The sequence below is a fragment of the Thalassobaculum fulvum genome, assembly GCF_014652915.1.
Lineage (GTDB): Bacteria > Pseudomonadota > Alphaproteobacteria > Thalassobaculales > Thalassobaculaceae > Thalassobaculum_A > Thalassobaculum_A fulvum.
On the sequence record NZ_BMZS01000015.1, the window covers coordinates 101,555 to 118,953 of the forward strand.

Below are 17,399 nucleotides of genomic sequence, written 5' to 3' on the forward strand. Positions count from 1 at the left end.
GCTCTCTGTAGCCGATCGCCGACCGCCGCGGTACCCATCGGCACGACCGGAACCCGGTTCAGCCGCGACCGGAACCGCCGCCCGGCCGGTCGGCGACCCGCCGCCAGATGTCGGCGTAGTCGGTCGGCAGGCCGTCGGCGTCGACCGCGATCTCGGCCGCGAAGCCGCTGGTCCGGCTGCGGTAGCGATAGAGCCGCGCGCCCAGCCGTTCGTAGGACTGCTCGGCCGGAACCACCTCCAGGGCCGGGAACCGGACCCAGGCGGCGCGCACCGACCCGGTCTCGCCGACCGCCAGGGCCAGCCGGTTGACCGGCAGCGCGTTGGTGATCGGCGAGACCCCGAGGTCGACGTCGATGCAGCCGTCGAGCGACGGCGCCGGCCGGCCGTCGAGCGTCCACGCCCCGGCTCCGTCATGCCCGAGTCGGAGAGACCGCAGCACGCCCTCGAACGACTGGTCGACCGCCACCTGGACGGTTCGCCATCGGTGGTCGCAGGTCACCGCGTAGTCGACGCGCAACGGGCGCCCGCGCTCGGCCGCCAGCACGGTGCCGGACAAGGTCGCGCCGTCCGGCTGACGCTCCAGGCGGGCCTGCTCGAGGCTCGGCCCGTCGGCCATGCGGAACCACATCACCTCGCGGGTGTCCGGCATCGCTGCCTCCTCTCAGGCGCGCTCCATCGCCGCCCCGAGCGCGTCCTCGACGCGGGCCCGCATGGCGACGAATTCCGGGGCGGTCCTGACCCGCGGCCCCGGCACGTCGACCGTCAGGTCGGCGACGATCCGGCCGGGCCGCGGCGACAGCACGATCACCCGGTCGGCGAGGTAGACCGCCTCCTCGACGTCGTGGGTCACCAGCAGGACGGTCGCCGGCGTGGCCGAGAGCACCCGCACCAGCAGGTCCTGCATCTCGTTGCGGGTGATGCGGTCGAGCGCGCCGAACGGCTCGTCCAGCAGCAGGGTGCCCGGGGCCGGCGCCAGGGCGCGGGCGAGGGCGGCGCGCTGCGCCATGCCGCCGGACAGCTGCTTCGGCAGGGCGCGCTCGAACCCGCCGAGGCCGACCGCCGCGATCCAGCCGGCGACCCGGCGGTCGGCTTCGGCGCGCGGCACGCCGGCCTCGTCAAGGCCGAAGCGGATGTTGGCTGCGACGTCGAGCCACGGGAACAGCGCCGGCTGCTGGAACACCACGCCGCGCTCGGGACCCGGCCCGCCGATCGCCCGGCCGTCGGCGCTCACGCGGCCGGCGGTCGGCCGGTCGAGCCCGGCGACCAGCCGCAGCAGGGTCGACTTCCCGCAGCCCGACGGTCCGACGATCGCGGCGAACCGCCCGTCCTCGACCGTCAGGTCGACCGGTGCCAGCGCCTCGGTGCCGGCGAACCGGCGGGTGACTCCGCTGAGTGCGATGGTGGCCATGGATATCCCCGGATGGTCCGGACCGCTTATGCCATCGCGGAGGGCCGGGGAAAAGCCGGCCGGCTCGTAGATTCCGGTTGCGCATAGCTTGTATATACAAGCATAGTGTCCCTGGTTTTCACCAGTTCGGGGATCGCTGCCGTGAACGACGACGCCGTCCCGCGCTATCAGCAGGTCAAGGACTGGCTGGTCGACCGCATCGGCTCCGGCGAGCTGCGGCCGGACGACCGTACGCCGTCGGAGAACGAGCTGGTCGCCGCCCTCGGGGTCAGCCGGATGACCGCCAACCGGGCGCTGCGCGAGCTGGCCGCCGAGGGCGTGCTGCGGCGCGTCCAGGGCCTCGGCACCTTCGTCGCCGATAGCCGCCCGCAGTCCGAGCTGGTCGAACTGCGCAACATCGCCGACGAGATCCGCGCGCGCGGCCACCGGCACCGGGCCGAGGTGCAGGAGCTCGGCGAGATGCCGGCCAGCGCGACCGTCGGGGCGGCGCTCGGCGTGCCGGCCGGCGAGCCTGTGTTCCACTCGGCCATCGTGCACTTCGAGGGCGGGCACGCGGTGCAGTTCGAGGACCGCTACGTCAACCCGGCGGCGGCCCCCGACTACCTCGCCCAGGACTTCGCCCGGGTCACCCCCAACGAGTACCTCACGCAAGTGGCGCCGGCGCCGCATGTCGAGCACGTGGTCGAGGCGGCGATGCCGCCGGAGCGGATCCGCACCGCACTCGCCATGCGGGCCGGCACGCCCTGCCTGCTGCTGCACCGCCGGACCGCCCTCGCCAACCGGGTCGTGTCGCGGGCCTGGCTCTGGCACCCGGCCGACCGCTACCGCCTCGGCGCCGCGTTCGACGTGGCACCGCCCAGGGAGAGCGCCCCATGAACCGGGCCGGGAGACCTGTGTCCGGCGGGCAAAGGGGGCGCCCGTCGCGTCGCGGCTTCCGGATCGACCGTGCGGCGGCGCGGTCGTCCGGAATGACGACGTGGGGTGGGGGCCTTCTTTTTTCCGTCGTCATTCCGGCCGGAGCGACGCAGTCGCAGAGAGTCGGAACCCATCCACCGCTCCGCACCGGGCGAATGAAGGAGAGCCAGCCATGACCGCGTCCCCCGATCCCCGCGCCCCCGGACTCCGCCTCGACAACGCCCGCAGGATCCGCTCGCCGCACGGCACCCAACTCACCGCGAAGAGCTGGCAGACCGAGGCGGCCATGCGGATGCTGATGAACAACCTGGACCCGGAGGTCGCCGAGAAGCCGGAGGGCCTGGTGGTGTACGGCGGCATCGGCCGGGCGGCCCGCGACTGGGCCAGCTACGACCGCATCGTGGCGGCGCTGAAGCGGCTGGAGGACGACCAGACCCTGCTGGTGCAGTCCGGCAAGCCGGTCGGCGTGTTCCGCACCCACCCGGACGCGCCGCGGGTGCTGATCGCCAACTCCAACCTGGTCGGCAAGTGGGCGAACTGGGAGCACTTCCACGAGCTCGACCGCAAGGGCCTGATGATGTACGGCCAGATGACCGCCGGCTCGTGGATCTACATCGGCAGCCAGGGCATCGTTCAGGGCACCTACGAGACCTTCGTCGAGGTCGGGCGCCGGCACTTCGGCGGCAGCCTGAAGGGCAAGTGGATCCTGACCGCCGGGCTCGGCGGCATGGGCGGCGCCCAGCCGCTGGCCGCCACCATGGCCGGCGCCTCGATGATTGCGGTCGAGTGCCAGCCGAGCCGGATCGAGCGTCGGCTGGAGACCCGCTACCTCGACCGCAAGACCGACAGCCTGGACGAGGCCCTGGCGATCGTGCAGGAGGCCTGCGCGAAGGGCGAGGCGGTCTCGGTCGGCCTGCTCGGCAACGCCGCCGAGGTCTACCCGGAGCTGGTGCGCCGCGGCGTGAAGCCCGACGTGGTCACCGACCAGACCAGCGCCCACGACCCGGTCAACGGCTACCTGCCGGCCGGCTGGAGCCTGGATCAGGCCGAGCGGGCGCGGGAGACCGACCCCGACGCGATCGCCAACGCGGCCAAGAAGTCGATGGCGGTGCACGTGAAGGCGATGCTCGACTTCTGGCACCAGGGCATCCCGACCCTCGACTACGGCAACAACCTGCGGCAGGTGGCGTTCGACGAGGGCGTCGGCGACGCCTTCGATTTCCCGGGCTTCGTGCCGGCCTACATCCGGCCGCTGTTCTGCCGCGGCGTCGGGCCGTTCCGCTGGGCCGCCCTGTCGGGCAATCCCGAGGACATCTACCGGACCGACGAGAAGGTGAAGGAGCTGATCCCCGACGATCCGCACCTGCACAACTGGCTCGACATGGCGAAGGAACGGATCAGCTTCCAGGGCCTGCCGAGCCGGATCTGCTGGGTCGGCCTCGGCCAGCGCCACCGTCTCGGCCTCGCCTTCAACGAAATGGTCGCCCGGGGCGAGATCGGCCCGGTGGTGATCGGCCGCGACCACTTGGACTCCGGCTCGGTCGCCAGCCCGAACCGCGAGACCGAGGCGATGAAGGACGGCTCCGACGCGGTCGCCGACTGGCCGCTGCTGAACGCCCTGCTGAACTGCGCGTCGGGGGCGACCTGGGTGTCGATCCACCACGGCGGCGGGGTCGGCATCGGCTACTCGCAGCACGCCGGCATGGTGATCGTGTGCGACGGCACCGAGGCGGCGGCGAAGCGGCTGGAGAGGGTGCTGTGGAACGACCCGGCGACCGGCGTCATGCGCCACGCCGACGCCGGCTACGACATCGCCGTCGACTGCGCGCGCGAGCACCAGCTCGACCTGCCGTTCCTCGGGGGTGCGTGATGGCGACCCGGCTGCGCATCATCCCCGGCGAACTCGTCCTCGGCGATTTGCGCCGGCTGTACCGCGAGCGCCCGCACCTGGAGCTCGACCCCTCGGCGCGCGAGGCGATCGCCGATTCCGCCGCCACCGTCGCCCGGGTCATCGCCTCGGGCAAGGTGGTGTACGGGGTCAACACCGGCTTCGGGAAGCTGGCGACGAGAACCATCCCGGCCGACCACCTGGCGGACCTGCAGCGCGCCCTGGTGCGCTCGCACTGCGCCGGGGTCGGCGACCCGCTGGCCGACCAGGTCGTGTTCCTGGTGATGGCGCTCAAGGCCAACGGCCTGGCGCGCGGCCATTCCGGCATCCGCGGCGAGGTGATCGACGCGCTGCTGACCCTGGCCAACGCCGGGGTGCTGCCGGTGATCCCGTCCCAGGGGTCGGTCGGCGCCTCCGGCGACCTCGCACCCCTGGCCCACATGTCGGCGGTGCTGATCGGCGAAGGCGAGGCGGTGCACGACGGCAAGCGGCTGCACGGGGCGCAGGCCCTGGAGGCGGCCGGGCTGACGCCGTGCGAGCTGGCGCCCAAGGAGGGGCTGGCGCTGCTGAACGGCACCCAGGTCTCGACCGCGCTGGCGCTCGCCGGGCTGTTCGAGATCGAGCGGGTGTTCAACGCCGCGATGGTCGCCGGCGCCATGACGGTCGACGCCGCGATGGGCTCCGACACCCCGTTCGACGCCCGCATCCACGCCCTGCGGGCGCATCCCGGCCAGGCCGAGACCGCCGCGGTCTACCGCCGCCTGCTGCACGGCTCGGCGATCCGGGTGTCGCACCTGGAGTGCGACCGGGTGCAGGACCCGTACTCGCTGCGCTGCCAGCCGCAGGTCATGGGGGCGGTGCTCGACCATCTGCGGTTCGCCGCCGGGCGGCTGGCGGCCGAGGCCAACGCGGTGTCGGACAACCCGCTGGTGTTCAGCGACACCGGCGAGGTGATGTCCGGCGGCAACTTCCACGCCGAGCCGGTGGCGTTCGCGGCCGACCAGATCGCCATCGCCGCCTCCGAGATCGGCGCCCTGTCGGAGCGCCGCACGGCGATGCTGATGGACGCCAACATCTCGACCCTGCCGCCGTTCCTGGTGGCCGAGCCCGGCATCAACTCGGGCTTCATGATCGCCCAGGTCACGGCGGCCGCCCTGCAGTCCGAGACCAAGCTGCTGGCGTCCCCGGCCAGCATCGACAGCCTGCCGACCTCGGCCAACCAGGAGGACCACGTCTCGATGGCGACCCACGGTGCGAGGCGGCTGCTGGCGATGGCCGCCAACCTGCGCCGGATCGTGGCGGTCGAGCTGCTGTGCGCGGCCCAGGGCATCGACCTGCGCCGCCCGCTGGCGACCTCGCCGGCGCTGGCCGAGGCGGTGGCCGAAATCCGGTCGGTCGCCGACTTCTTCGAGAACGACCGGCCGGTGGCCCCGGACATCGAGGCGGTGGCCGCCCGCATCGGAGCCGGGGCGTTCGACCGGATCGCCGGGATGACGGTCGACGGCGGGTAGCCGTCAGCCGATCCCGGCCTCGGCCAGGGCCGCGCCGGCCCGGCGGTCGTAGTCGTCGGCCAGGGCGGTGAGGGCCGCCGCCCCGTCGCCGGCGTAAGACGGACCGTGCATCAGCGCCAGCCGGCGCGGCGCTAGCCCGGCCAGCCGGCGGATCGTCGTGCCCATGCCGGGGTTCAGGCTGGAGTACCCGAACATGTCCTCGGCGGCGATCGCCGGCCCGACGATGTCGCCCTCGGTCAGGGCCGGGCCGTCGCCGAGCTGGGTGAACAGGTCGCCGCACAGCAGGGTGCCGCTGGCCTCCTCGTACAGCACCCCGGCGTCCCAGCCGTGCGGGATGTGCGGGGTGTCGAGGTAGCGCACCCGCCGGCCGCCGCCGAGGTCGATGGTCTCGCCGTCGGCCAGGATCCGCGGTGCACGATCGGCCATGTCGTTCAGCGACACCAGACAGCCGGTCTGGCCGTGGGCGATCTCGGCCTGCGGCGCGACCGCCAGCCACTCGTTCATCGAGCCGCACTCGTCGGCCTCGTAGTGACCGAAGGTGATCCAGCGCAGCCGCTCCGGCGGCAGCAGGCGGGCGACCGCGTCGCGGACCAGCGGGAACATCCGGCGCGGGCCGGTGTGAAACAGCAACGGCTCGTCGCCCAGGACGAGGAACTGGTTGAAGGTGAAGCCGGCGGGCGGCGCGATGTCCGGCACGCAGGTGGACAGCCGATAGATGCCGTCGGCGATCTCGTCGATCCTGGTTTCCACGAATTCCTCCATTGGCCGGCGGGTCGGGGCCGGCGACACCGTGACGCGACCGGGCGGTCGACACGCGGTCAAGTTTCATAATACACTGGTGTATCGTGAAATTCCGGACCCGAGTCAACATTCAATGCACGCCAATGTATCGTGAAAATCGATGGCGCGAAGCTACACCCTGAAGCGGCGGGCCGAGCAGCAGGCCCAGACCCGGCAGCGGATCGTCGAAGCGGCCGTCGACCTGCACGGCAGCGTCGGCCCGGCGCAGACCACCGTCAGCATGGTGGCCGAACGCGCCGGCGTTCAGCGCCACACCGTCTATGCGCATTTCCCGGACGAGCGGAGCCTGCTGCTGGCGTGTTCCGGCCTGACGGTCGAGCGCGACCCGCTGCCGGATGCCGAGCCGTGGCGTGGCCTAGATGACGCGTCGGTCCGGCTGACGGTCGGGCTCGAAGCGCTCTACGGCTGGTACGAGCGGAACGCCGATCTGGCGGCCTGCGTGCTGCGCGACGCCGAACACCACGAGCCGACCCGGGAAGTCACCGAACTGCGGCTCGGCCCGCCGATGGCGGCCTGCCGCGCGGTGCTGGGCGCCGGGCTCGACGACCGGCAGCGGGCGCTTCTGGAGCTGGCGCTGAGCTTCCACACCTGGCGGACGCTGGTGGGCGAGGGCGGGTTGGACCGCGACGCGGCGGTCGCCGCCATGGTCCGGGCCATCGTCGCGACCGGCCAGGGCTGAGCGCCCCGGATCAGCCCAGTGCCGGCGCCGACTTCTCCAGGGCCCGGATCTTCTCGAGGCCGGGGATCATCTCCGCCAGCAGGAAGTCGACCCGCTTGTTCGGGCTGCCGGTGGCATTCGGGAAATCCTGGTGCCAGCGCTCCAGCTTGACCGACAGCCCGCACAGGATACCGCCGACGGTGTGGTGGTGGCTCTGGATAAGCTGGCGCAGCACGCCGTAGCGCTCGCGCGACAGGTCCTTCCAGAACTCCTTGCTGGTCTCGTCGAACGCCTGGAAGCGGCTCAGCACGAAGCGGATCGCCGCGTCGACGTTGGCGGTCACGACCTCGCAGGCCCGCATGGCGTCGCGGTTGTGCTTTAGGTGAGAGTCGACGACGCCCTCCTGCATCCAGGTCTTCATGACCTCGAAGTCGGGCCGGATCTGGTCGAGATGGCGCTTGAAGTAGCTGAGCGACAGGAAGATGTCGCCGTAATCCTCCAGGAAGCCCGGGATCTGGTCGATCTCCAGGCCGAGCGCGTCGGAGATCGCGCGGATCCGCCGCAACGCCTCGTCGCGGTCGACCTCGCGGAACATGTCGATGATCTGGGCGGCGGAGGAGATGTCCCGGGTGTCGTCGCCGAACACCCGCTGCACCAGCGGCCGGGTGAACACCCGCATGTAGCCGGTCAGCTTCTCCTGCATCCGCGGCGACAGCTGCAGATGCTCGGCCTCGTTGACCTTGAGGTTGTGGGACCGCAGCGTGAGACGCAGGGAATAGACGTCGAAGCTCGGGGCCTCGGCCAGCGCCTCGATGATCACCCGGTCCTCGGCGAAGGTCGGTGCCGAGGCGTCGAAGAAGTCCGGGAGGCTGCCGATGTCGATCTGGCCGGAGCCGGCGCGGGCGTCGCGGAACAGCTCCATCACCGTCTCGAAACGGGCGTTCTTGATCAGGCGGGGCCGCCGCATCCCCGGGGTCTTCAGGGGAACAATCGCCAGGGGAAGGATGTGCAGTGCATCCTTCTCTTCGTCCGAGTAGACTTCGGACTCCATCGCTTCCGCCGACATCGCCCCTCCCCTACGACCGCCGACGGAGCGGTATCGGACCCCTCAACATCCCCCTTCAATAACAGACGCCGCCCCGACCGAAAAGCCGGACCGCTCGCGTCGCAAACCGTAAGGGCCTACAGTGTCAGTCATATGCCGGACAGGGAGAGCAGGTTGAGCTGGCTCAGGCGGATCTTCTCCGGACCCGACAACGGCGCGGAACGGCGCCGGTATCCGCGCTATCCGGTCTCGGCGCCGGTGCAGGTGGACGTCGCCGGCCAGACGCTCGAATGCGGCCTGGACAACGTCTCGGCCGGCGGCGTGCGGCTGTCGCCGGGAATCCCGTCCGCGATTGGGGCGACGGTCACCGTCCGCCATTCCGCCTCGGGTCTGTCGCTGCCCGGCCGCGTCGTCGGGCAGGACGAGGGCGGCACCCGCGTCCGCTTCGAGTCCGAGGACGCCGGCATCGTGGTGTCGTCCTGGCTCCGCCTGGCCCAGGAGACCGGGGGCGGCGGCCGCTAGCGCCGCCCGATGTCAGAGCGACCGGCTGGTCACGCCGGCACGTCGACCAGGACGATCTCGGCGTCTTCCACCGCAGCGATCTCGATGGCGTCCTCATCGGCGACCGCCACGCCGTCCCTGGCGTTCGCCGCCACGCCGTTGACCGTGATCGAGCCGGTGGCGGCCACCAGATAGGCCTTCCGCCCCTTGCCGAGGCGATGGCTGACGCGCTGCCCCGCCTTGACGGTCGCCCCGATCACCGCGGCATCCTGGTTGATGCGCAGGGCACCGTCGTCGCCGGCCCGACCGGAGGCCAGCACCACGAGCTCGCCGGCGCGGTCGTCCTTCGGGAAGCGCCGGGCCTCCCAGCGCGGCTCGAAGCCGGCGCCGGACGGCAGGATCCAGATCTGGAAGATCTGCGTGGGCTCGTCCTCGAAATTGTACTCGGCGTGCACGATGCCGGTGCCGGCCGACATCACCTGCACGTCGCCGGCCTCGGTCCGGCCCTCGTTGCCGAGCCGGTCGCGGTGGGTGATCGCGCCTTTGCGGACATAGGTGACGATCTCCATGTCGCGGTGCGGATGCGGGTCGAAGCCGGTGCCGGGCTGGATGGTGTCGTCGTTCCACACCCGCAGCGCCCCGAACCCCATGCGCGCCGGGTCCATGTAGTGGCCGAAGCTGAAGTGGTGGCGGGCGGCCAGCCAGTCGATGTCGAACCGGCCCAGGCCGTCGAACGGACGGACGTCGATCATGGTGGTTCTCCTTAAGTGGCCGGCCGCCGCGCTTCAGGCGGCCAGCTTGCCGGCGATGCGCGCCACGTGGGCGCCCTGGAACTCGGCGAGCGCGAGCTCCTTCTCGGAAGGCTGCCGGCTGCCGTCGCCGCCGGCAATGGTGCCGGCGCCGTAGGGCGAGCCGCCCTTGACCTCGCTGATGTCGGCCAGTTGCGGGGCGGCGTAGGGCAGGCCGACGATCACCATGCCGTGGTGCATCAGGGTGTTGTGGAACGAGGTGATCGTGGTCTCGTTGCCGCCGCCGGTGCCGGTCGAGGTGAACACGCTGCCGACCTTGCCGACCAGCGCGCCCCGGGCCCACAGCGAGCCGGTCTGGTCGAGGAAGTTGCGCATCTGGGCAGCCATGTTGCCGAACCGGGTCGGGGTTCCGAAGATCACCGCGTCGTAGTCGGCCAGCTCGGTCGGCTCGGCGACCGGCGCCGCCTGGTCGAGCTTGGCGTTGGCCTTCCGGGCAACCTCCTCCGGCATCAGTTCCGGCACCCGCTTCACGGTCACCTCGGTTCCGGGAACGCTGCCGGCGCCCTTGGCGACGGCCTGGGCCATGGTCTCTACATGGCCCCAGGTCGAATAGTACAGCACAAGAATCCTGCTCATGGTCGCCTCGATCGGTGTCGGTGGGAGCGGCCGTGCCCGGGGTGTCCCCGGGGTGTCTGCGACGCCGCTGCGATGACTTCACTGAGGCTCATCTAATCGTTGCCCCGGAGTGCCGGAAGGTCGATCATTTCCACAGATCGTTTCTCTGAGGAAACAGTCATGCTCGACAACCTGAGTGCCATGGCCAGCTTCGCCCGGGTCGTGGACGAGGGCAGCTTCTCGCGCGCCGCGATCCGGCTCGGGCTGTCCAAGTCCGCGGTCTCCAAGCAGGTGGCCCGGCTGGAAGACCGGCTCGGCACCCGGCTCCTGAACCGCAGCACCCGCCGCTTGTCGCTGACCGAGGCCGGCCTCCGCCTGTACGAACGCTGCCAGCGGATCATCGCGGAGGCCGAGGCGGCGGAGGCCGAGGCCGGGTCGCTGCAGTCCGACCCGTCGGGGTTGCTGCGGGTCACCACCGGCGTGTCGTTCGGCCAGCTGCATCTGGCGCGCCACCTGCCCGCCCTGCTGGACCGGCATCCCGGGTTGGCGATCGACCTGGTCCTGAACGACCGGGTCGTCGACATGGTGGAGGAGGGCTACGACGTGGCGCTGCGGATCGGGCGGCTCGCCGACTCCTCGCTGATCGCGCGTCGCCTGGCGCCAGTGCGGCGGATCCTGGCGGCGGCCCCTGCCTATCTGGAGCGCCACGGGGCACCTTCCTGCCCCCGCGACCTGCAGCACCATGCCTGCCTCGGCTACAGCCTGAGCCTGAGCGGCACGGTTTGGGCGCTGCACGGCCCGGACGGCGTGCACAACCACCGGTTCCAGCCGCGGGTCGTCGCCAACAACGGCGACTCGCTGTCGGCGATGGCGGCCGGCGGCCTCGGCATCGTCCACATGCCGACCTTCATCCTGGCCCGCTACATGCGGCGGGGCGAGTTGGTGCGGGTGCTGCCGGGATACGAGCTGCAGCCGGCGGCGCTGTACGCGGTCTACCCGCCGGGCCGGCCTTTGGCGGCCAAGGTGCGGGCGTTCATCGACTTCGCGGTCGAGACGTTCACGGACCAGCCCTACTGGGACCGGCCCTACTGGGACGAGCCGGTCTGATCCTCGCCGGTGGCGTCCCGGGCCGATCGTCGAAGGGCGTCGGCGGCGCGCGCACCGCTGTCGAAGCCCGTGGCGGCCCACCCCGTCCCGGTCCAGCGCTCCAGCACCACCGGCCTGGCGATCGTCCGGACCTGGCGTATCGCCCCCCGCAACGCGCCGGGGGCGACCGACTGCGGCGCATAGCGCAGGCGCACACCAGCGTCGTCCCACGTCAGCGCCACGGCCCCGCGCTCGAACAGCGCAATCCTGTCGGCCCCGGACGGGTTCGCGCTTCCGAGGAGATTGCCGAGGGACAGCAGGCGGCCGTCGCCGTCGATCCAGGCCTGGTGGTCGTCCGCCATCGCTCTTCCGGCTGGGGCGCGTGGTGTCGTCGGTCCCGGGGATCCTAGACACGGGCAATGATCCGGGTCCAGGCATCTATACACGTCTGACGGGAAATTCTCGTTTCCCGGATCGGCCGGAGGTCGGCCACCCGCTGTCAGTCGCCCTCGCGCCGCCAGGCGGTCATCAGGGCGCCGAGCAGCAGCACCAGCGCCAGCGCGGCCGGCAGGGCCGGCACGGTGAGGACGCCGGTCACCACGTAGTCGCCGTTCGCCCGAAGCCCGAACCAGCCGCGACCGGCGGCGGCCCGGTCGCCCGCGACCCGCCGCAACGCCGGCACGCCGTCCTCGGCCAGCCACTGCATCCCGCCGCCGGTGGCCTGGGACAGCGGCTGCAGCCTGGCCTCGGTCGCCGCCACGTCGGACAGCTCGACCGGGTTGAGCGCCCCGACCGCGACCAGGGCGGTGCGGACGCCGTCGGACAGCCGGTACAGCCCAGGCCGGTCGACCTGGACGGTCGCGGTGCCGTGGCCGGGGGCGATCTCGGCCAGCTCGACGTCGCGGCCGGTGCCGTCCGGGCCGGTGACCCGGACCGGCGCCAGGCTGCCTTCGAGCATGCGGCGGTCGATCTCGAGCTGGTCGCCCCGGGCGAAGGCGCGCAGGTCGTTCTCTTCCAGATCGGGTTCGCGCATCAGCCAGTGCGCCGTGCGCCGCAGCAGCTCGGCCTGCGGGCCGCCGCCCTCGTAGCCGCGGCTCCACAGCCAGAGATGGTCGGACAGCAGGTGCGCCACCCGACCGTCGCCGACCCGGTCCAGCACCAGCAGCGGGCGGCTGGCATCCCCGGACATCACCACGTTGCCGCGGACGTCGCGTGCCTCGATCTGCCGGAACCAGCGACCCCAGGTTGGCTCGCCGCCGTCCTCGCCGGCACCGGCCAGCCCGGCGGTCACCGGGTGGCGGCCGCCCAGTTCGGTGATCCGCGGCCGAAAGCCCTGCTCGATGACGCCGCCGGTCGGCTGTGCCGGCAGCACCTCGCCGATCGGCGTGCGGGCCAGGCTGAGCCGGCTGGCGAAGGTCGGCCCCGAGGCTTCCAGCAGGGCGCCGCCGTTGCGGACGTACTCGGCGATGTTCTGCATGTACATGCGGGGCAGCACGCCGCGGCGGCGGTAGCGGTCGAAAATGATCAGGTCGAAGTCGGCCAGTTTCAGCTCGAACAGCTCGCGGATCGGGAAGGCGATCAGCGACAGCTCGCGGATCGGCGTGCCGTCCTGCTTCTCGGGCGGCCGCAGGATGGTGAAGTGCACGAGATCGACCGACGGGTCCGATTTCAGGATATCCCGCCAGGTCCGCTCGCCGGCATGCGGCTCGCCGGACACCAGCAGCACCCGCAGCCGGTCGCGCACGCCGTTCACGGCGATCACCGCCCGGTTGTTGTCGAGCGCCAGTTCCCGGCTGCCCGGCTCGGCCGCGAACTCCAGGATGGTCTGGCCGCCGTGCTCGATCGGCACCTCGACCGCGTGCTCCTGGTTCACCGGCACGCTCAGCGGCACGGCCTCGGCGCCGTCGATCCCCATCAGGACGGCGGCGGCGGAGCCGGGCGCCGCCGCCGGGTCGACGACCTCGAGGGTGACCGTGACGGTCTTGTCGACCATGCCGAAGCTGGGCGCCCGGACGATCCGGAGCCGCCGGTCCTGCTCGCCCCGGTCGCCGGTCAGCAGCACGTGGAACGGCCCCGGCACGCGGTCTGAGGCCAGCGCCGCCTCGACGTCGTGCACCTGGCCGTCGGTGATCGCGATCACCCCGGCCAGGCGGTGCTCCGGCACGTCGACCAGCGCCTCGCGCACCGCCGCCAGCAGGCGGGTACCTTCCTCTGCGCCGGCCAGGCCCTGGTTCGACACCACCACGCGCTCGACCTGGAGGCCGGGTATGCGCGCCAGCTTCTCGTCGAGCGCCGCGACCGCCGCCTCGGTGCGGGCCGGCCGCTCGCCGATCTCCTGGCTGGCGGTCCGGTCGACCGCGACCACCACCACGTCGGCGCGCGGGTCGCGGCGTTCGGCGACGATCGACGGGTTGGCGAGCGCCAGCACCAGCAGGGCGAGCGCCGCCGCCCGCCACCAGCCGCCGCGCGCCCGCCGGACCAGTACGAGCGCCGCGATCAGCGCCGCCAGCACGCCGAGCGCGACGACCGCCGGCCAGGGCAGCAGCGGCCCGAAGGTGACGGTGACGGCGTCCGGGATCATTGCCCGAGCCTTTCGAGGATCGAGGGGACGTGAACCTGGTCGGCCTTGTAGTTGCCGGTCAGCGCGTACATCACGAGATTGATCCCGAAGCGGAACGCCATCTCGCGCTGGATCTCGCCGCCCGGGACCACCGGGAAGCGGAAGCGCCCGACGCCGTCGCGGGCCCAGGCGCCGGCCCAGTCGTGGCTGCCGATCAGCACCGGGCTGACCTCGGTGCCCGGGTTGCCGGCGCCGTCCTCGAGCCAGACCGTTCCGCCGGCGTAGCGCCCCGGGAACTCCTGCAGCAGGTAGAAGGTCCGGGTCAGCACGTGGTCGGGCGCAACCGGGGCGAGCGGCGGGATCTCGAGGTCGCGGCTGATCTCGATCAGGCGCTGAAGGCCGGGACCGCCGCGCGCGCCCGGCGTCACGATCTGGTAGCGGTCGCGGGTGTCGAACAGGATCACGCCGCCGTTGCGCATGTACGCGTTCACCCGGGCCGCCGCCTTCTCCGACAGCCGGCCCTGGGTGTCGGTGATCGGCCAGTACAGCAATGGAAAGAACGCCAGCTCGTCGCGCTCCAGGTCGAGGCCGTAGGGGCTCGCCGGCTCGACCGCGGTCCGTCTGGTCAGGGTCTCGCTCAGGCTGGCCAACCCGTCGCGGCTGATGCCGTCGACCCAGCTGTCGCCGGTCATCACGTAAGCCAGGCGGGTCTCGGTCGACGCCTCGAGGGCGAACCGCTCCGGATCGGTCGGCGTCGCGTCCAGTTCCTGCGCCTGGGCGCCACCGGGGCCGCTCGCCACCGCCGCCGCCAGCAGCAGCGCGCCGGCCGCGGTGCGGGCCAGCGGCAGCAGCCCGCGCATCAGCAGGGCGACCAGGGTATCGAGCAGGGCCAGCAGCAGCGCGACGGCGAGCAGCCAGCCCTGCAGCTCACGGTCGCCGCCGACGTCCAGCGCCTGCACCTCGGCGCCGGCCGGCGGCGCCGCGCGAACGCCGAGGCCGGTCAGCGTCGGGCCCAGGTTCAGCGCCTCCCGCGCCGAATCGTTGCCGTAGAAGCCGGGCGGATGCCGCGGGCCGACCGCGAGCGGTCCGGTCCGCGCCGCCGCCGGCGGCAGGGCGTCGGCGCCGGCCGGTACCGGGCCGAGGCGCCCGAACCCGTCGAGGCTGGAGAGCGCCGGCATGGCGCGCTCCGAGGCGCCGCCGACGCCCTGGCTGAGCGCCACCAGCCGGCGCAGCATCTCGACGAACAGGCCGCTCAGCGGCAGGTTGCTCCAGTCGGCGTTGGCAGTGGTGTGCACCAGCACCAGCCAGCCGCCGCCGCGCCGGTCGGCGGTGACGATCGGGGTGCCGTCGGCCAGCCGCGCCCAGGTCTTCTCGCCGAGGTCGATGGCCGGTTCGGCCAGCACCTGCCGCGACACGGTGACGTCCGTCGGCACGCCCACCCCGCGAAACGGGCTGTCCTCCGCGAACGGGGCGAGAGTGGCGGGACGCGACCAGGACAGCGCGCCGCCCAGGGTCCGGTCGCCGCGCCGCAGCCGTACCGGAACCAGGTCGTCGGGGCCGAGACCGCCTTTCTCGACGCCGGCGGCGGCGAGCCGCGGCCCGGCGAACCGCACGGCGACACCACCGTCCCGGATCCAGGCGTCGATGCGCTCGCGCTGGCCGAACGGCAGGGTCCCGACGTCGGCCATCACCAGCACCGCCAGCTCACGGTCGAGCAGGCTGGCGAGGTCGCCGCGCCGGATCTCGGTGAATGGCTCCAGCGCCCGGTCCAGGTAGTACAGCTCGTCCAGCAGCGGCTGGGCGCCCTCGAACTCGCGAGCCGACAGCAGGCCGACCGGCCGGCGCCGGAACCGCTCGTCGACCAGGAAGGTGGCAGCGGCGGTCGACTCGCCCTCGACCTCCAGGCGGGCCACCTCGTTGCGCAGCTCGGTCGGCAGGGCGACCGAAAGCGTAGTCTGCTCGGCGCCGGCGGCGAACGTCCCGGCCACCCGCGCCAGCACCCGGTCGTCCTCGGTCACCGCCCGCACCGCGACCGGCGCCTCGATGCCGCCGGGCAGGCGCCGGACCGTCGTGGTCAGCGCGTCCGGTGCCGCTTCCGGGCTGCCGAGCCAGACCGGCCCGCCCGAGGCCGCGTCGATGACGACGAGCCGTCCCAGCCGCTGCAGCCGGGCGGCCAGTTCGGCGGCTCCGGGGGCGGCCTCGTCGGTGCGTATCCACACCGCGACCGCGCCGTGCGCCGGGGTCAGCCGGTCGAGCAGATCGCCGGCCGACCGGGCATCGATCGGCCAGGGCCGGGGGGTCAGCGCTCCGACCGCCGCCTTGACCCGGGCGGCCGGCGCCAGCTCGATCTCGCGCGCCTCGCCGGGGCGCCGGGCCGCGGTCGTCAGCAGCGCCACCGGCCGGTTCTCGCGCTCGGCCTGGTCGAGGATCCGCAGCGCCCGCTGGCGGCGCGATTCGAAGTCTCGTCCGGCGGCCCAGCCGTCGTCGATCACCAGCACGATCGGGCCGCCCTCGGGGATGGCGGTTCCCGACGGGAACAGCGGGCGCGACACCGCCAGGATCACCAGGGCGGCGATCACCAGCCGCAGCAGCAGCAGCCACCACGGCGTGTGGTGCGGGGTGTCCTCGCGCGGACGCAAACCCTGGAGCAGCCGGATGGCGGGGAACGCCACGCGGCGCGGTGCCGGGGGGATGATCCGCAGCAGCCACCACAGCACCGGCAGCCCGGCCAGAGCGATCAGCGCCCAGGCTACCGCGAAGGCGAGGGGGCCGAGGGTCAGCATCGCGCGCCGCTCATCCGAACCGGTCGCCGATCACCGCGAACAGCGCGAGCAGCGCGCTCTCCGCCGACCGGTCGGTGGTATGGGTGCCGAACGTCCAGCCGGTCTGGCGGGCCAGCTCGGCGAGCCCGTCGCGGTGACGGGCCAGCCGTTCCTGGTACTCCGTCGAGACCGCCTCGGCCCGTCCGAGCAGGTGCGGCAGCTCGGCCTCCAGGCCCTCGAACCGGACCCGGCCGCGGTACGGGAAGGCCTCTTCCGCCGGGTCGGTGACCTGCAGCATGTGGCCGCCGACGCCTTCCGCCGACCAGCGCCGCACGAGCGCCGACAGATCTTCCAGCGGATCCAGCAGGTCGCCGATCAGCACCAGGGTGGCGTGCCGGGGCAGTGGCTCGTAGGCCGGCAGCGATCCGCCGCCGTCGCGGCTCGTCGCCATCAGCCCGGCGATCGGCTCGATCGCGGTCTGGCCGCCGCGCGGGCGCACCGATTCCCCGAGCAGGGCGACCTGCTCGCCGGCACCCACCAGCAGGATGGTCAGCGCCAGGGTCAGCAGGTCGGCGCGCTCGCGCTTCTCCGGCAGCGCCCGGTCCGAGCGCCACCGCATCGAAGGCGAGGCGTCGCGCCACAGATAGACGGTCTGAGCGGTCTCGAACTCGCGTTCGCGCACGAAGGTCGTCGACCCGCGGGCCGAGCGCCGCCAGTCGATCATGCGGGCGGCGTCGAACGCCTGGTAGGGCCGGAACTGCCAGAACGCGTCGCCCGGCCCGGCCCGGCGCCGGCCGTGCGCGCCCGGTGCCACGGTTGCGGCGACACGGCGGGCGGCCACCAGCAGCGGTGGCAGGGTTGCGGCGAGATCCTGAGCCTGTTGACGCATCCGGCTCTCGC

At 72.6% G+C, this 17,399-nt stretch carries 16 protein-coding genes; 6 read left to right on the plus strand and 10 right to left on the minus strand.

All coding sequences use genetic code 11. The features are described from left to right. Positions 1-58: 58 nt before the first annotated feature. Positions 59-649, minus strand: a complete 591-nt coding sequence (locus tag IE246_RS26090; protein WP_189995306.1) for a putative glycolipid-binding domain-containing protein — start codon at positions 647-649, stop codon at positions 59-61. A gap of 12 nt (positions 650-661) precedes the next feature. Beyond that, a complete protein-coding gene (locus IE246_RS26095) occupies positions 662-1,408 on the minus strand; it encodes an ABC transporter ATP-binding protein (RefSeq protein WP_189995307.1) in 747 nt (248 codons plus the stop codon). Between the two features lie 141 nt (positions 1,409-1,549). Here IE246_RS26095 and hutC point away from each other — a divergent pair, with 141 nt between their 5' ends. From hutC to hutH, 3 genes are all read left to right on the plus strand, one after another. After that, entirely contained in the window at positions 1,550-2,284 is a 735-nt protein-coding gene (gene hutC / locus IE246_RS26100; protein WP_189995308.1) for a histidine utilization transcriptional repressor HutC, read from the plus strand. A 211-nt stretch (positions 2,285-2,495) separates the two neighbouring features. Then, the gene (hutU, locus tag IE246_RS26105) at positions 2,496-4,193 is read left to right on the plus strand and encodes a urocanate hydratase (protein WP_189995309.1); all 1,698 of its coding nucleotides are present in this window, start codon (positions 2,496-2,498) and stop codon (positions 4,191-4,193) included. Beyond that, the gene (gene hutH, locus IE246_RS26110) at positions 4,193-5,722 is read left to right on the plus strand and encodes a histidine ammonia-lyase (protein ID WP_229837517.1); all 1,530 of its coding nucleotides are present in this window, start codon (positions 4,193-4,195) and stop codon (positions 5,720-5,722) included. Before hutU ends, hutH begins: the two co-directional genes overlap by 1 nt. 3 nt (positions 5,723-5,725) lie before the next feature. On the opposite strand, the gene IE246_RS26115 is transcribed toward hutH, so the two are convergent. Next, a complete protein-coding gene (locus tag IE246_RS26115; protein ID WP_189995311.1) occupies positions 5,726-6,472 on the minus strand; it encodes an oxygen-binding di-iron domain-containing protein in 747 nt (248 codons plus the stop codon). A 151-nt stretch (positions 6,473-6,623) separates the two neighbouring features. Here IE246_RS26115 and IE246_RS26120 point away from each other — a divergent pair, with 151 nt between their 5' ends. After that, positions 6,624-7,202, plus strand: a complete 579-nt coding sequence (locus IE246_RS26120; RefSeq protein WP_189995313.1) for a TetR/AcrR family transcriptional regulator — start codon at positions 6,624-6,626, stop codon at positions 7,200-7,202. Between the two features lie 10 nt (positions 7,203-7,212). Here IE246_RS26120 and IE246_RS26125 read toward each other — a convergent pair whose 3' ends face one another. Then, positions 7,213-8,247, minus strand: a complete 1,035-nt coding sequence (locus IE246_RS26125) for a hypothetical protein (RefSeq protein ID WP_189995315.1) — start codon at positions 8,245-8,247, stop codon at positions 7,213-7,215. 153 nt (positions 8,248-8,400) lie between these two features. Here IE246_RS26125 and IE246_RS26130 point away from each other — a divergent pair, with 153 nt between their 5' ends. Further along, the gene (locus IE246_RS26130; RefSeq protein ID WP_189995317.1) at positions 8,401-8,748 is read left to right on the plus strand and encodes a PilZ domain-containing protein; all 348 of its coding nucleotides are present in this window, start codon (positions 8,401-8,403) and stop codon (positions 8,746-8,748) included. 29 nt (positions 8,749-8,777) lie between these two features. On the opposite strand, the gene IE246_RS26135 is transcribed toward IE246_RS26130, so the two are convergent. Next, positions 8,778-9,479 carry a pirin family protein gene (locus tag IE246_RS26135; RefSeq protein WP_189995320.1) on the minus strand — a complete coding sequence of 234 codons (702 nt, stop codon included), beginning with the start codon at positions 9,477-9,479 and terminating at the stop codon, positions 8,778-8,780. 33 nt (positions 9,480-9,512) lie between these two features. Further along, entirely contained in the window at positions 9,513-10,112 is a 600-nt protein-coding gene (gene wrbA, locus IE246_RS26140) for an NAD(P)H:quinone oxidoreductase (RefSeq protein ID WP_189995322.1), read from the minus strand. Between the two features lie 159 nt (positions 10,113-10,271). Here wrbA and IE246_RS26145 point away from each other — a divergent pair, with 159 nt between their 5' ends. Then, a complete protein-coding gene (locus IE246_RS26145; RefSeq protein WP_189995324.1) occupies positions 10,272-11,198 on the plus strand; it encodes a LysR family transcriptional regulator in 927 nt (308 codons plus the stop codon). Here IE246_RS26145 and IE246_RS26150 read toward each other — a convergent pair. From IE246_RS26150 to IE246_RS26165, 4 genes are all read right to left on the minus strand, one after another. Then, positions 11,177-11,539 carry a hypothetical protein gene (locus IE246_RS26150; RefSeq protein ID WP_189995326.1) on the minus strand — a complete coding sequence of 121 codons (363 nt, stop codon included), beginning with the start codon at positions 11,537-11,539 and terminating at the stop codon, positions 11,177-11,179. The genes IE246_RS26145 and IE246_RS26150 overlap by 22 nt on opposite strands. A gap of 137 nt (positions 11,540-11,676) precedes the next feature. Next, complete coding sequence (locus IE246_RS26155) at positions 11,677-13,758, minus strand: hypothetical protein (RefSeq protein ID WP_189995328.1); 2,082 nt, start codon at positions 13,756-13,758, stop codon at positions 11,677-11,679. Next, positions 13,755-16,520, minus strand: coding sequence for a DUF4159 domain-containing protein (locus IE246_RS26160; protein ID WP_189995330.1), 2,766 nt, complete (start codon positions 16,518-16,520; stop codon positions 13,755-13,757). The genes IE246_RS26155 and IE246_RS26160 overlap by 4 nt, the downstream gene beginning before the upstream one ends. Positions 16,521-16,530: 10 nt before the next feature. Continuing rightward, a complete protein-coding gene (locus tag IE246_RS26165) occupies positions 16,531-17,388 on the minus strand; it encodes a DUF58 domain-containing protein (RefSeq protein WP_189995332.1) in 858 nt (285 codons plus the stop codon). Positions 17,389-17,399 lie beyond the last annotated feature (11 nt).